General features: G+C 75.0%; 9 protein-coding genes. 2 read left to right on the top strand and 7 right to left on the bottom strand.

Annotated features, from left to right (window positions below; translation table 11 throughout):
* Positions 1 to 84: 84 nt before the first annotated feature.
* The 3 genes from Cba03nite_RS21130 to Cba03nite_RS21120 are packed head-to-tail and all read right to left on the bottom strand — an operon-like array spanning position 85 to position 1338.
* Positions 85 to 528: an SRPBCC family protein gene (locus tag Cba03nite_RS21130; protein ID WP_203748866.1), complete on the bottom strand. Its 444-nt coding sequence runs from the start codon at positions 526 to 528 to the stop codon at positions 85 to 87.
* 1 nt (position 529) lies between these two features.
* Complete coding sequence (locus Cba03nite_RS21125; RefSeq protein WP_203748864.1) at positions 530 to 883, bottom strand: ArsR/SmtB family transcription factor; 354 nt, start codon at positions 881 to 883, stop codon at positions 530 to 532.
* Complete coding sequence (locus Cba03nite_RS21120) at positions 880 to 1338, bottom strand: SRPBCC family protein (RefSeq protein WP_203748862.1); 459 nt, start codon at positions 1336 to 1338, stop codon at positions 880 to 882. The genes Cba03nite_RS21125 and Cba03nite_RS21120 overlap by 4 nt, the downstream gene beginning before the upstream one ends.
* A 160-nt stretch (positions 1339 to 1498) precedes the next feature.
* On the opposite strand from Cba03nite_RS21120, the gene Cba03nite_RS21115 reads away from it, so the two are divergent.
* Entirely contained in the window at positions 1499 to 2341 is an 843-nt protein-coding gene (locus Cba03nite_RS21115; RefSeq protein ID WP_203748860.1) for a hypothetical protein, read from the top strand.
* Between the two features lie 280 nt (positions 2342 to 2621).
* Here the strand turns inward: Cba03nite_RS21115 and Cba03nite_RS21110 are convergent, their stop codons facing one another.
* Together Cba03nite_RS21110 and Cba03nite_RS21105 are read right to left on the bottom strand one after the other, a co-directional pair.
* Entirely contained in the window at positions 2622 to 3113 is a 492-nt protein-coding gene (locus Cba03nite_RS21110) for an SRPBCC family protein (protein ID WP_203748858.1), read from the bottom strand.
* A gap of 115 nt (positions 3114 to 3228) precedes the next feature.
* Positions 3229 to 4071, bottom strand: a complete 843-nt coding sequence (locus Cba03nite_RS21105) for a helix-turn-helix domain-containing protein (protein WP_203748856.1) — start codon at positions 4069 to 4071, stop codon at positions 3229 to 3231.
* A gap of 102 nt (positions 4072 to 4173) precedes the next feature.
* On the opposite strand from Cba03nite_RS21105, the gene Cba03nite_RS21100 reads away from it, so the two are divergent.
* Positions 4174 to 4773 (top strand): NADPH-dependent FMN reductase, encoded by a 600-nt coding sequence (locus Cba03nite_RS21100; RefSeq protein WP_203748854.1) that lies wholly within the window; start codon positions 4174 to 4176, stop codon positions 4771 to 4773.
* 74 nt (positions 4774 to 4847) lie between these two features.
* Here Cba03nite_RS21100 and Cba03nite_RS21095 read toward each other — a convergent pair whose 3' ends face one another.
* Both Cba03nite_RS21095 and Cba03nite_RS21090 read right to left on the bottom strand, forming a co-directional pair.
* Entirely contained in the window at positions 4848 to 10124 is a 5277-nt protein-coding gene (locus tag Cba03nite_RS21095; protein WP_203748852.1) for a non-ribosomal peptide synthetase/MFS transporter, read from the bottom strand.
* Complete coding sequence (locus tag Cba03nite_RS21090; protein WP_203748849.1) at positions 10121 to 13315, bottom strand: non-ribosomal peptide synthetase; 3195 nt, start codon at positions 13313 to 13315, stop codon at positions 10121 to 10123. The genes Cba03nite_RS21095 and Cba03nite_RS21090 overlap by 4 nt, the downstream gene beginning before the upstream one ends.

Here is a 13315-nt window from a genome sequence, read left to right as displayed (position 1 = left end):
ATCGCCCGACCCGCTCGGCACCCGCGCGTTCCGTGAAGCGCGCGCTCCCCGTGTGCCGACGGGCCGGACGATCCGGCGGAGCCGTCAGTTCCAGTCGTCGATCTTCACGTCGTCCGGCGAGGGACGGCCGCGGCCCGTCTCCACCAGCTCCTTCAGGCTGAGCAGGAACGTCGCCCACTTGGTGCTGCAGTGGTGCATGAACTCGACCGGCTCCCGCCAGCCCTCATGCTTGAACAGCACGTTCGTGTACGCGCCGCGCTGCTTGAGCCGCCAGTCGACCTCGGTGCCGATCCACTCCGGCGGGCCGTCGACGACCTTCCACCGCACGTGCCCGGCCGGGTCGAGGGCGAGCACCTCCATGTCGAAGCCGCCCAGCTCGCCGAAGCGGAAGGCCAGCTGCTCGCCGACCTCGCTCTTGCCGGTCGTGTCGACCGTCCACCAGCCGGCCAGGCCCTCCGGCGTGCTGACCGCCCGGTACACCTCGTCCAGCGGCGCGGTCACGCCGACCTGGTGCAGGATGTCCACCATCTCAATCTCCTCCCGTGTTCTCATCGAGGTTGCGCTGGATCGCCTCGGCGATCCGCTTGATCCGGCGCAGGCGGGCGTCCCAGCTCGCGCCGACCGCCGACAGCTGCGCGACGGCACGGGCCAGCTGCGCCTCGTCCACCTGGAAGTGGCGCTCGCGCCCGGCGGGCGTGGCGTGCACCAGCCCGACCCGGTCCAGCACCGCCAGGTGCTTGGCCACGGCCTGCCGGGTCACCGGCAGCCGCTCGCTCAGCGACGTGGCCGTGCCCGGCCCGCCCGCCAGCAGCAGGTCGATCATCGTGCGGCGGATCGGGTCGCCGATGGCCGACCACAGCTCGTCGTCGACCGCGGTGCTCATGGGGTGCCGACCAGCCGGCCTATGTAGGCGGCCAGGCGCGGGACGTAGTGGTCCCACCCGCTGACGTGGTCGCGGTAGTTCTCCTCCAGGACCGCGATCTCCCAGCCCATCTCGCGGAAGCCGGACTCGGTCATCCGGACCAGCGTGCCCGCCCCGGCCGGGACCAGGTCGAACGTGACCAGCAGCGACGGTCCCTGCCGCGCGGGCTCGGCGAAGCACCACCGGAAGGAGAACCGCTTCGGCGGGTCCACCTCCTCGACGGCGAACTCGACGGTCGACGTCTCGCCGGTCTCCGCGTTGTGCCAGACCAGCTCGCCCTCCGCGCCCGCGACGGGCTCGTAGCGGGCGTCGTCGGGCCACCACTCGCGCATGTGCTCGGGGCGGCTGATGACCTCGAAGACCACTTCGGGCTTGGCGTCGACGTGGATGTCGCGCTCGATGGTTCCGTACTCCATGCTGCACAGCCTTTCGCAACCTTTGGTTGCGTATCACGTTACCGCGGTCCCCTGGCACGTGCAACCTTTGGTTGCGTTTCCCGATGGGTACGCCGCCGCGCATGTTCGGCCTTGATCGCTAAGGTGGGTCCGCGGCGACGGAACAGGCGAGGTGGAGCTGATGCGGGTCATCACGGCGACGGAGGCCGCACCCGGCCGCCCCAACGAGGACCAGGTCTTCCACCACGGTGCCCTGGTCGGCGTGCTCGACGGCGTCTCGGCCCACCCGGACCTGGACACCGGCTGCGCGCACGGCCCGGCCTGGTACACCCGCCGGCTCGTGGCGCGGCTCAGCGAGGCCGCCGACGCGGCGCTCGCCGCCACGCTGCCGGACCTGCTGGCCACCGCCATCGAACGGGTCGCCCGCGAGCATCCCGGGTGCGACCTGGCCAACCCGAGCACGCCTGCCGCGACCGCCTGCCTCGTCCGCGACACCGGCACCGAGCTGGAATACCTGGTCCTGTGTGACAGCCCGCTCGTGGCCGACGTCGGAGCCGAGACGTTCGCGGTCGTCGACGACCGGTTCGACCGGGTGTACGAGCAGATCCGCAGGGAGGCGCTCGCGGGCGACGTGTCCGTCGGCTCCGCCGTGCACCGTGCCCGGCAGCTCACGGCCGCCCTCCGCAAGCAGGAGCTCACCAACACGCCCGGCGGTTACTGGGTCGCCGCGGCCGATCCCGCCGCGGCGGCACAGGCGGTGACCGGGCGGCTGCCCCTGCGCGGCCCCCGGGCCATACGGCGCGCGGCGCTGCTGACCGACGGCGCCTCGTGCGCGGTCGACCTGTTCGGCCTCTACGACTGGGCCGGGCTGCTGGACGTCCTCACCGCCGACGGGCCGGTGGAGCTGATCCGCCAGGTCCGCCAGGCGGAGACCGCCGATGCCGACGGCTACTCCCGCCCCCGCCACAAGCGCCACGACGACGCCACCGTCGCCCTCTGCCTCTTCGACCCCGCGCCCCGCTGACCAGCCGCCGCACGATCCCCGCGCCGCCGCGCCACGGTGCCCACCCTGCGCGTCCCCGCACCCCGCGCCATGATCGCGGTTTCGTGTCGGATTGTGGGGCTGGGCCGCAGGATGTGACACGAGACGGCGATCATCGCCGCGCCCGCTGAGCTGCGCCCTCCATGATCGTGTCGATCTTGCGCGAAGTGTTGCCCTTATGGGCGATGTGGGCGTGTCGCACCCACAGTTCGCGCAAGATCGGCGCGCCTTGGTGGCGGGGCGGGGCGGGGCGGGCGCGGGATCAGATCTTCGCTCGGCGGACGTCCTTGCCGTGTTCGGCGAATGCTTTGAAGTCCTGCATGTGCTGTAGCGACTGCTTGCGGAAGGAGCCGGGCATCAGCAGGCCGACCAGCCGCATGAGCAGGCCGCTGAACCGGTACTCGTTCTCGCTCGTCCAGAGCGTCGTCTCCGGACCGGTCTCGGTCAGCCGTTCGCGTGCGGCGCTCCACATGCCCTGGCTGACGATCTCGCGCTCGAAGTGAACGACGCTGTCCTTCGGGATCCCGTGCAGGTCGGCCGGTTCGCGGCGGGTGATGGTCTCGGTGGCCTCGATCCTCTGCTGCCCCATCTGGAGCACGACCCGTGACCTGGTGCCGACCTGTCCGTGCGCCCCGTTCAGCGGCTCGTGCAGCACCAGGCCCCGCAGCCACATGGGCAGGTGTGCCGGGTCGGCGAGCAGCTGGGCCACCCGCTCCCGCGGCAGCGCGATCTCGATCGAGACGGTGTACTTCATGGCGGTGCGCTCCAGGTTCCCGGGTGAACGGCGACGGTAGCACCTCGTCTCGTACCCGCCCCGACCTCACCGCCGACGAGTCGCCACCCGGACCACGGCTTCGGGACACCGCCTACTAGGCGACGAGGCGCAGATGCGGAGTGCGGGGTTCGTCGGCCTGCAGCCGGGCGAGAGTGTCGGCGGTGGCTTCGTCGGCGGGCAGGTAGAGGGTGACGCGCTGGGCGTCGGCGGACAGGTCCAGGTTCTCGCGGTCCAGGCGTAGGTCGTGGCCCGAGGGATGGTGGATACGCAGGGTTCCGGCGGGTGGCGGGGTGTGCAGGTGCAGGCGCCGGGTGAACTCCGGTCCGGCGGTGTGGGCAAGGTCGGTGGAGAACCACTCGACGGCGTCCCGGGACGGGCCGGTCCACAGGGCGAAGGCCTGCTCGTCGGCGACGGCGTCCCAGTCGGGGAAGAACGAGCGCGCTCGCGGGTCGGTGAAGACGTAGCGGGTGAGGTTCGGCGCGTCCGCGTCGAGCAGGCCCGATCCGGCGGTGAGCAGGGCGAAGCCGGTGGTGTGGGCGAGCACGTCGCCCAGGCCGTTGGTGAGGACGGCGATGCCGGGCTCCAGCAGGCGCAGCGCCGCGAGGGCGCCGGGCCGCACGGTCCGGTCCGGCGGGGCGGGTCGGCGCATCCCCGCACACGCGCCGCCGGTGATTTTCGCGAGGTGGTGCAGGTGGGTGCGGTCGGCGATGCTGAGGCTGAGCGCGTCGGCGATCGCGTTGACCACGGACAGCGACGGGTTGCGGTCGCGGCCCTGCTCGATGCGGGTCAGGTACTCCACGCTGATGCCGGCGCGGGTGGCCAGGTCCGAGCGGCGCAGCCCCGGCGCGCGGCGGCGGCCGTGGTCGGGCAGTCCGAGCTGCTCCGGCTGGATGCTGTCGCGCCTGGCCCGGACGAAGTCTCCCAACGGTGATCCCACGCGGGGAAGTCTATGGCGGGGCGGCGGGCACAGCCTGGCCCTGCTGGGGCCAGCCTGAGCGCGGTCTGGTTGCGGCCGCGGCGGGCGCGCAGGGTGGTGCTCATGGAAAACGAGAGCAAGCACAGGCTGGCCGTCATCGTCGGAAGCGTCCGGGAGGGCCGGTTCGGGCCCGTCGTCGCATCATGGGTCGCCGAGCAGGCCCGATCACACGGCGGCTTCGAGGTGGAGGTCGTCGACCTCGCGGAGGTGGAGCTGCCGCTGGCGCTACCCGCGATGCCGCCGAAGCTGGCCGGTGCCGACTACCCGCGCCCGGCCGGGATGGCCGCCCTGACCGCGGCGCTGGAGGCCGCCGACGGGTTCATCGTGGTGACCCCGGAGTACAACCACAGCTACCCGGCCGCGCTGAAGGCCGCCATCGACTGGCACTTCACCCAGTGGGCGGCCAAGCCGGTGGCGTTCGTCAGCTACGGCGGCGGGGCCGGGGGCCGGCACGCGGTGCTGCACCTGGAGAACGTGTTCAGCGAACTGCACGCGGTCACCATCCGCGACGGGCTGGCCTTCCCGAACTACTTCACCGCTTGGCGGGACGGGCGCCCGCTGTCCGACGAGCCCGCCGGGTACGCCAAGACCATGCTCGACCAGCTCGCCTGGTGGTCGGGCGCGCTCCGGGCAGCTCGCGAAGCGTCCCCCTACCCGGCGTGAGCGGCACCGGGCCGCCCGGACGTGCTCTCCGGGCGGCCCGGCCGCGCCGCGGTCCCGACGGCGGCGGGGTGGGGTCAGCGGGCGCTCGCGGTCGCCAGGCGGTCGGCGGCGGCCTGGACCTCGTCGAGGCTGTCGGCGATCTCCGCACCGGTCACGGCGTCGGGCAGGTCGTCCTCCATCCGGCGCAGCGGCCGGTAGGCCAGGCCGAGCAGGCCCCAGATCGCCAGGGCCAGCCCGCAGGCGATCAGGATGAGGGCGTTGCCGCGGCCGTCACCCACGCCGACCACCCGCCCGACCGTCGTGGCGAGCGCCCCGCCCGGCATCAGCAGTGGCTGGACCGCTTCGGCCAGTGGCGGTGCGGTGAGGAACGCCAGCGGGGTCATGGCGACGGCGAGCATCTGGTTGGTGGCCAGGACCCGGCCCTGCAGGTCGAGGCCGACCTTGACCTGGATCAGGGCCAGCCAGTGGGCGTTGAGGACGGTCAGCGACGCGTACCAGACGAGGCTGCCTGCGGCCGCCACCGCCAGCGACGGGCGCAGGCCCACCAGCAGCGCGCCGAGGCCGACACCGGAGACGAAGCCGACCATGCCGAGGGCGCGGCGCTGCGAGCCGCCCCACAACACCATCGCCAGCGCGCCGAGTCCCGCGCCGAGGCCGCTGCAGGCGGTGACGACGCTGACGCCGGTGGCGTCGCTGAAGGCGTACACCGTGGGCACGGTGACCGCGAGGGCGAGCATGGCCAGGTAGTTCTCCACCACGAAGAACCCGATCATGATCAGGAACGGCCGCCGCCGGACCAGGAAGCGCCAGCCGCCCGCGATCGCCCTGGTGAACGTCTCCTCCTGCCGCCGGAACAGCCGGTCCGGCAGCCGCACCGCGAGCAGCGTGGCGAACCCGGCCAGCAGCGACAGCACGTCCACCACCACGACCCCGGGCAGGCCCAGCGCCGTGATCAGCGCCCCACCGGCCAGCGGGGCGATCAGCTGGCCGATGCCGGGCCCCAGATTCGCCAGCGCGTTGGCCTGACCCAGATACGGCTTGGGCACCAGCTGCGCCACCGCCGCCAGGTATGCCGGCCGGTGGAACGCGGTCACCGCCGACAGCAGCCCGACCAGCACCCCGACCCCGGCGATGCTGAGCCGGTCCACGGCCAGCAGCGCGACCATCGTGGACATGATCAGCGCGCCCATCCCGTTGCAGGCCAGCATGACGCGCCGCCGGTCCACCCGGTCGGCGACCGCGCCGCCCAGCGGCAGCAGCAGGATCGCGGGCAGCAGCGCCAGCATGGTGACCAGCGCGTAGTCGGCCACCCGGCCGCTTCGCTGATACGCCCACACGCCCAGCGCGAACGAGCTGAGCGCCGCCCCGATCAGCGAGATCGACTGACCGGCCGCCATCAGGTAGAACTCGCGCAGGTCACGGCGGGCCGCGCCGCCGGTCACCGAGTCCGCGGCCGGCGGCGGCAGGCTGCCCGCGCGCCAGCCCGCGACCGCGGCGGCGACCCGTTCGGCCAGCCACGACGCCTGGTGCTTGAGGAAGTAGTGGCCCGCGCGGGGCACCACGGCCAGCTCGACCCGGTCGGCGAAGGCGCCCCACTCGGCGTAGCGCTCCTCGTAGAGTTCGGTGGAGCGGTCGCGGGCGCCGATGGCGCACAGCACCGGGGCCCGCAGCCGCCGCCGGTCGGGCCGGGTCAGCTCGCGCGTGAACCAGGACTGCGCCTGGTCCACGTCGTGGCGCAGGCCGCGCAGGATCACGTCCGCGTCGAGGCCTTCGTCGTCGTCCAGGCCGCCCAGCGAACGCAGGAAGTCCCGGTACGCCCGGTCCGACGTCCACCAGGTCGCCGGGAAGCGCCGGTGCAGCCAGGCCGACAGGCGCCCGGGCAGCCGGGCCGCGGGGAAGCTGCCGCCGACGACCAGCCCGGCGACCTCGCGGCCGTCCGCCTCCAGCCGTAGTGCCAGCTCGGTGGCCGCGGCCGAGCCGACGCAGTGCCCGTAGACGAGCACGGGACCTGCGGGCAGTTCGGCGGCGATGCGGTCGATCAGCTCCGGCAGCGGGAGCTGCGGCTCGTCCGGGCGGGCCGGGTCGTGACCGGGCAGCTCGACGGCCAGCACGGCCGTGTCCGGCATACGTTGCGCCAATTCGGTCGCGAAGGGACCGTACGCGGCCGCCGAGCCACCACCGTACGGCACGCACACCACGGTCAGCGCGGCCGTGGCCGGACCGGCCAGCCGGTGCAGCAGCCCGCCGGGGCGGGCGCCGCCGTCCAGGTGCGCCGCCAGCTCACGCACGGTGGGCCGGGTGAACAGGTCGATGACGCGCAGCTGCGGGTCGATGGCGCGCACCGCCCGTACGGCCTTGAACGAGTCCCCGCCCAGGGCGAAGAAGTCGTCGTCCACACCGAACTCGCCGCACTCCAGCACCTGCGCCCAGGCGGCCGCGACCCGCTGCTCCATCGGGGTCGACGGCGGCACCCCGTTGGCAGCCGCGGGCGGGGCGGGCTCGGGCAGCGCGGCCCGGTCCACCTTGCCGTTGGCGGTCAGCGGCAGCGCCGCCAGCGGCGTGATCGCGGCCGGGACCATGTAGTCGGGCAGCCGGTCGCGCAGCGCGGCGCGGACGAGCACCGGATCGGCACTCTCGGGCGTGATCCAGGCGGCCAGCCGCCGGGTGTGCGCCTGCCCGACCGGCAGCACCACGGCCTCGCCGACCCCGGCCACCTCCCGCAGGGCGGTGGCGACCTCGGTGAGCTCCACCCGGAAGCCGCGGATCTTCACCTGGTCGTCGACCCGGCCCAGGATCTCGACCAGCCCGGCCGCGTTCACCCGCACCCGGTCGCCGGAGCGGTACCAGCCGCCGTCGAAGCGGCCGTCGGCCAGGCCCAGGTAGCCGCGCGCCACGCTCGGCCCGCCCAGGCGCAGCTCGCCGGGCACCCCGGCGGGCACCTCGCGCCCGGCCGGGTCGGTCACCCGGCAGCGCACGTTCGCGAACGGCAGCCCGATAGGCACGATGCCGTGCCGCTGAGCAGCCGGGATGTCGGCGGTGCGGCAGCCCAGCACCGAGACCGTGGTCTCCGTCGGTCCGTAGTGGACCTGGACGTCCAGGTCCGGCCGGGCCCGCTCGACCCGCTCCACCAGCTCCCACGGGACCGGCTCGCCGGCCAGGACCAGCAGCCGCCGCGGGAGCAGCGCGGCGAGGTCGCCGTGCGCGGCCAGCAGCTCCAGGTGGCTGGGCACCATCTTGACCGCGTCGACCGGGTGCGCGGCCAGGTACGCCGCGAACGCGCCCGGGTCGGTGGCGGTCTCCCGGTCCACCAGGTACGCCGTCGCGCCCGTGGTGAGCGCGCCGAGCAGGTTCGTCAGGCCGAGGTCGGCGGCGTGCGTGGACACCAGGGCGTACGAGCCCGGCCGCCCGATCCGGTCCCGGACCGCGTGCAGGTAGTGGGTGATGTGCCGGTGCTCGACGGTGACGCCCTTGGGCTGCCCGGTCGAGCCCGACGTGAAGATCAGGTAGGCGAGCCGGTCCGGGGACACCGGCACGGGCGCGGCGGGTTCCCCGGTCAGCCCGGCGACCACCAGGGCCTCGCGGCCCGGGACCCGCCCGGCGTGCTCGGCCTCGGTCAGCACGAACCGGACCCCGGCCGTGTCGAGGATGCCCGACAGCCGCCCGTCGGGGTAGCCCGGGTCCACGGGCAGGTAAACGCCGCCCGCCCGGAGCACGCCCAGCATCGCGACCGGCAGGCTGACGCCGCGTTCGGTGAGCACCGCGACCGGCTCCTCCGGCCGCATCCCGGCCGCCAGCAGCCGCCCGGCGACGACCGAGGCGCGCCGGTCCAGCTCGGCGTAGTCCAGCGTCCCGTCGGCGGCGACCACCGCCACGGCGTGCGGGCTGGTGACCGCGTGCTGCGTGATCAGCTCGTGCAGCGGCCGGTCCAGGGCGTACCCGGCCTCCGGGCCGTCCGGGCCGCCCGCCGGGTCCGCCTCCAGCGGCAGCTCGCCGACCGGCCGGTCCGGGTCGGCGGCCAGCCCGTCCAGCAGCGTGCGGAACCAGCCGGCCAGCCGCCGGGCGGTGACCTCGTCGAACAGGTCGGCGCGGTAGAGCAGGCCGCCCCGGTAGCCGCCGTCCGTCCTGGACAGCGCCAGGTTCAGGTCGTACTTGGTGGTGCGGATCGGCAGCTCCAGCTCGGCCGCGCCGGGCAGGCTCGGCGGCGTGGCCGGGGTGTCCAGCACGTTCAGCAGCACCTGGAAGATCGGTGTGGTGGCCAGGTTGCGCTCCGGCTGGAGCCGGTCCACGATGCGCTCGAACGGCGTCTCGGCATGCCCGAACGCGTCCAGCGCCCGCTCGCGTACCCGGATCAGCAGCTCACGGCCGGTCGGGTCGCCGGACAGGTCGCCGCGCAGCACCAGCGTGCCGATGAAGCAGCCGACCATCCGCTCCACGCCGGGATGGTGGCGGCCCGCGTGCGGCACCCCCACGGCGACGTCGTCGGTGCCGCACACCCGGGCCAGCGTCGCCTGCCACGCCGCCAGCAGCACCATGAACGGCGTCGCCGCACTCGCCGCGGCCAGCGCGCCGATCCGTTCGGCGAGCGCGGCGGGCAGCTCCACCGGGATCTGCCCGGCCGACCAGTCGGCGAGTGCGGGCCTGGGCCGGTCCACCGGCAGGTCCAGCACCGGCTCCAGACCGGACAGCTGCCCGGCCCACCAGTCCAGGTCGGACTCCGGCGCGGGGCGGGTCGCCTGCCAGCGGGCGAAGTCGGCGTACTGCAGCGGCGGCGCGGCCGGTGCGGGGCCGCCGGTGACCCGGGCGGCGTAGAGCTCGCCCAGCTCGCCCAGCATCAGGTCCAGCGACCACGCGTCGCAGGCGATGTGGTGCACGACCAGCAGCAGCACATGCTCGTCGGGGGCCAGGCGGAAGATCTCGGCCCGCAGCGGCGGCTCCCGGTCCAGCCGGAACAGCCGGTCCCGGCAGGCCAGCAGCAGCTCGGTCAGCCGGGCCGGGTCGGCGTCGACGACCGCGACCGGCACCCGGTCCGCGTCGCCGAGCACCGCCAGCGGCTCGCCGTCGTGGTCGGCGAAGGTCGTACGCAGCACGTGGTGCCGGGCGGCGAGTTCGCGTACCGCCGCGGTCAGCGCCTCGGTGTCCAGCGGGCCGCGCAGCCGCACCGCCGCGGGCACGTGGTAGGCGGGGCTGTCCGGCTCCAGCTGGTGCAGGAACCACAGCCGCGCCTGCGCCCGCGACAGCGGCGCGGGCTGGTCCGGGTCACCGGCGGGGATGCCCGCCGGGGCCGCGACCGTGCGCCGGGCCTGGGCCAGGCGCGACTTCAGCAGGCTGCGCTGGGTGTCGGTGACCGTCACCGGACCACCTCCGCCAGCAGCAGCGCCTCCAGCGCGGCCGCGAACCCGGCCAGCACCGGCTGCTCGAACAGCAGCCGCACCGGCACCGGCAGGTCCAGCGCCTCGCGCAGCCGCCCGGCCACCAGCGTCGCCGCCAGCGAGTGCCCGCCCAGGGCGAAGAAGTCGTCGTGCACCGACAGGCCGTCGCGGCGCAGCACCGCGCCCCACACGTCGGCCACCAGCTCCTCGGCCTCGGTGCGCGGCGGCACGTGCTCACGCGCCGCCTGCTGCGGTTCGGGCAGCGCCCGGCGGTCCAGCTTGCCGGAGGCGTTGACCGGCAGCGCGTCCAGCAGCGCCCAGCGGCGCGGCACCATGTGATCGGGCAGCACCGCGTGCAGCCGCATCTCCAGCTCCGCCGCGGACACGGCCGCCCCCGGCCCCGCCACCAGGTACCCGACCAGGTGCGCGTCCCCACCCGCGGCGGTGACCGTCACGGCCGCCTGCGCCACGCCCGGCACCGCCCGCAGCTGCGCCTCGATCTCGCCCAGCTCGATGCGGTGCCCGCGCACCTTCACCTGCCCGTCGTCGCGGCCGACGAAGTCGAGCAGCCCGTCGGCGCGCCAGCGCACCAGATCACCGGTGCGGTAGCAGCGCTCGTCCGGGCGCAGCGGATCGGCGGTGAACGCCGCCCCGGTCAGATCGGGCCGCCCCCGGTAGCCGCGCGCCACCCCGGCCCCGCCGATCCACAGCTCGCCGACCGTGCCCGGCAGGGCCAGGCGGCCGGCCGCGTCCATCACGTACACCCGTTCCCCGGCCATCGGCGTGCCGATCGGCACGGTCGGGCCGACCGGGGCCGTCACGCGGTACATCGTCGAGGTCACCGCGGTCTCGGTAGGGCCGTAGCCGTTCCACACCTCGCCGGTGCGGGCCAGCAGCTCGCGGGCCAGGCCCGGGTCGACGGCCTCGCCGATGGCGACCAGCCGCACGTCCGGGGCCCGCCAGTCCGCCGCGACCAGCATCCGGAACGTCGTCGGCGTCGCCGTCAGCACCGTCACCCCGGCCTCGGCGATCCGCCGCGCCACCAGGTGACCGTCCACGGCGTCGCACCGCTCCACCAGCGCCAGCCGCAGCCCCCGGGTCAGCGCCACCCACAGCTCCAGCCCGGCCACGTCGAACGACAGCGCGGTCAGCCCGAGCATCACGTCATCGGGGGTGACCGGGAGCAGCTCGCAGTTGGCGGCGACGTACGCGGCGAGGTTGCCGTGGGTCAGCTCCACGCCCTTGGGCCGCCCGGTCGAACCGGACGTGTAGAGCACGTACACGAGATCGCCAGCGCCGACCTCGGGCAGCGCGGCGGGCTCGGCCGACAACGCGTCGGCGAGGTCCAGCAGCACCGCGCCGGTGCCCTCGGCCAGCTCCCGCGCCAGCTCCCAGGTGTCGGCCGCGGCCAGCACCACGCCCGCGCCCGCGTCGGTGAGCTGGTGCCGCAGCCGGGCCACCGGCTGGTCCGGCTCCAGCGGCAGGTACGCCGCACCGGCGCGCATCACCCCCACCAGCGCGGCGGGCAGGTGCCGGTGCCGGCGCAGGCAGAGCCCGACCGGCGTGCCCCGCCCGACCCCGTGCGCCAGCAGCGCCGCCGCGACGGCCGCCGAGTCACGGGCCAGCTCGCCGTAGCTGAGCTTGCCGTCGCGGGCGTCCACCGCGACCGCGTCGGGCCGGGCCGCCGCCTGCGCCAGCACCGCCTCCAGCACGGTGGCGGGCGTCCCGGCGGGCAGCTCGGGGCCGGTGCCCCAGGCGATCAGCTCGGCCCGCTCGGCCGGGTCGAGCAGGTCCAGCTCGGACACCCGACGGTCCGGGGCGGACAGCAGGCCGTCGAGCAGGCGGGTGAACCAGCGCGCCCACCGGGTCACGGTGGCCCGGTCCAGCAGGTCCGCCCGGTGGCTGACGAAGCCGGTGTAGCCGTCCGGGCCGCCGGTCAGCGACAGGCACAGGTCGAACTTGTTGGTGTCCAGCGGCGAGTCCAGCCGGGTCACCGCGGCGCCGGGCAGCGCCGGGTCGCGCAGCGGCTCGTCCAGCAGGAGCAGCATCGACTGGAACAGCGGCGTGGTGGCGGTGCTGCGCTGCGGCGCGACGGCCTCCACCACGTGCTCGAACGGCACGTCGGCGTGGGCGAACGCGTCCAGGGTGGTCTCGCGCACCCGGGCCAGCAGCTCGCGGCCGGTCGGGTCGCCGGACAGGTCGGTGCGCAGGACCAGGGTGTTGATGAAGCAGCCGACGACGCCCTCGGTGTCGCGGTGCCGCCGCCCCGACTCGGGTACGCCGACCGGCACGTCGGCGGTGCGGCACAGCCGGCCCAGCAGCGCCTGCCAGGCGGCCAGCAGCACCATGAACGGGGTGGCCCCGGCCTCGCGGGCGGCCTCCCGCACCCGCCGGGACAGCTCCGGCGGCAGCGTGAGCGGCACGTAGCCCGCGCGCCACTCGGCGACCGGCGGGTAGGGCCGGTCCGTCGGCAGGGCCAGCACCGGGTCGAGCCCGGCCAGACGTTCGGCCCACCACCCTGCATCGCCGCCGGGGCGGTCCCGCGCCCACTCGGTTACGTCGGCGTACTGCAGCCGCACCGGAGCCGGGGGAGCACCCTGCCCGCGCGCGGCGGCATACCCCGCCGCCAGCTCGTCCATGATCAGGTCTTGGGACCAGGCGTCGGTGGCGATGTGGTGCGCCGTCAGCACCAGCACGTGCTCCTGCTCGGACAGCCGCAGCAGCAGCGCCCGCAGCGGCGGCTCCGCGTCCAGCCGGAACGGCCGGGCGACCTCGGCGGCGATCGCGGCGTCCAGCGCGGCGGCGGTGACCTCCGCGCGGGTCAGGCTCACCCGGCCGGCAGGCCCGGCCACGGCCACGGGCTCGTCGCCGTGGTGCGCGATGACGCTGCGCAGCACCTCGTGCCGCTGCACGACCTCGCGCAACGCTCCGAGCAGCGCGTCGCCGTCCAGCGGCCCGGACAGGCGCAGCACCAGCGGCACGTGGTAGATAGCCGGGTCGTGCTCGAACTGGCTGTTGAACCACAGCCGCCGCTGCGCCGCCGACAGCGGCTGCGGGGCATGCGGATCGCGGCGGGCCGGGATCGTGGTGCCGGGCGTGGTGCGGGCGGCGGCCTGCGCCGCGGCCACCCGCTTCTCCATCAGGGCGCGCAGGGTGTCGTCGGTCATGGTCAT

Origin of the sequence: Catellatospora bangladeshensis, from assembly GCF_016862575.1 — a bacterium.
GTDB lineage: Bacteria > Actinomycetota > Actinomycetes > Mycobacteriales > Micromonosporaceae > Catellatospora > Catellatospora bangladeshensis.
This window is presented reverse-complemented; position numbering and strand designations above follow the sequence as displayed.

What these genes read in the sequence shown, in the direction of transcription:
- Cba03nite_RS21130 (WP_203748866.1), bottom strand. Translation starts at nt 528, where the DNA reads ATGGTGGACATCCTGCACCAGGTCGGCGTGACCGCGCCGCTGGACGAG.
- Cba03nite_RS21125 (WP_203748864.1), bottom strand. Translation starts at nt 883, where the DNA reads ATGAGCACCGCGGTCGACGACGAGCTGTGGTCGGCCATCGGCGACCCG.
- Cba03nite_RS21120 (WP_203748862.1), bottom strand. Translation starts at nt 1,338, where the DNA reads ATGGAGTACGGAACCATCGAGCGCGACATCCACGTCGACGCCAAGCCC.
- Cba03nite_RS21115 (WP_203748860.1), top strand. Translation starts at nt 1,499, where the DNA reads ATGCGGGTCATCACGGCGACGGAGGCCGCACCCGGCCGCCCCAACGAG.
- Cba03nite_RS21110 (WP_203748858.1), bottom strand. Translation starts at nt 3,113, where the DNA reads ATGAAGTACACCGTCTCGATCGAGATCGCGCTGCCGCGGGAGCGGGTG.
- Cba03nite_RS21100 (WP_203748854.1), top strand. Translation starts at nt 4,174, where the DNA reads ATGGAAAACGAGAGCAAGCACAGGCTGGCCGTCATCGTCGGAAGCGTC.
- Cba03nite_RS21090 (WP_203748849.1), bottom strand. Translation starts at nt 13,315, where the DNA reads ATGACCATGACCGACGACACCCTGCGCGCCCTGATGGAGAAGCGGGTG.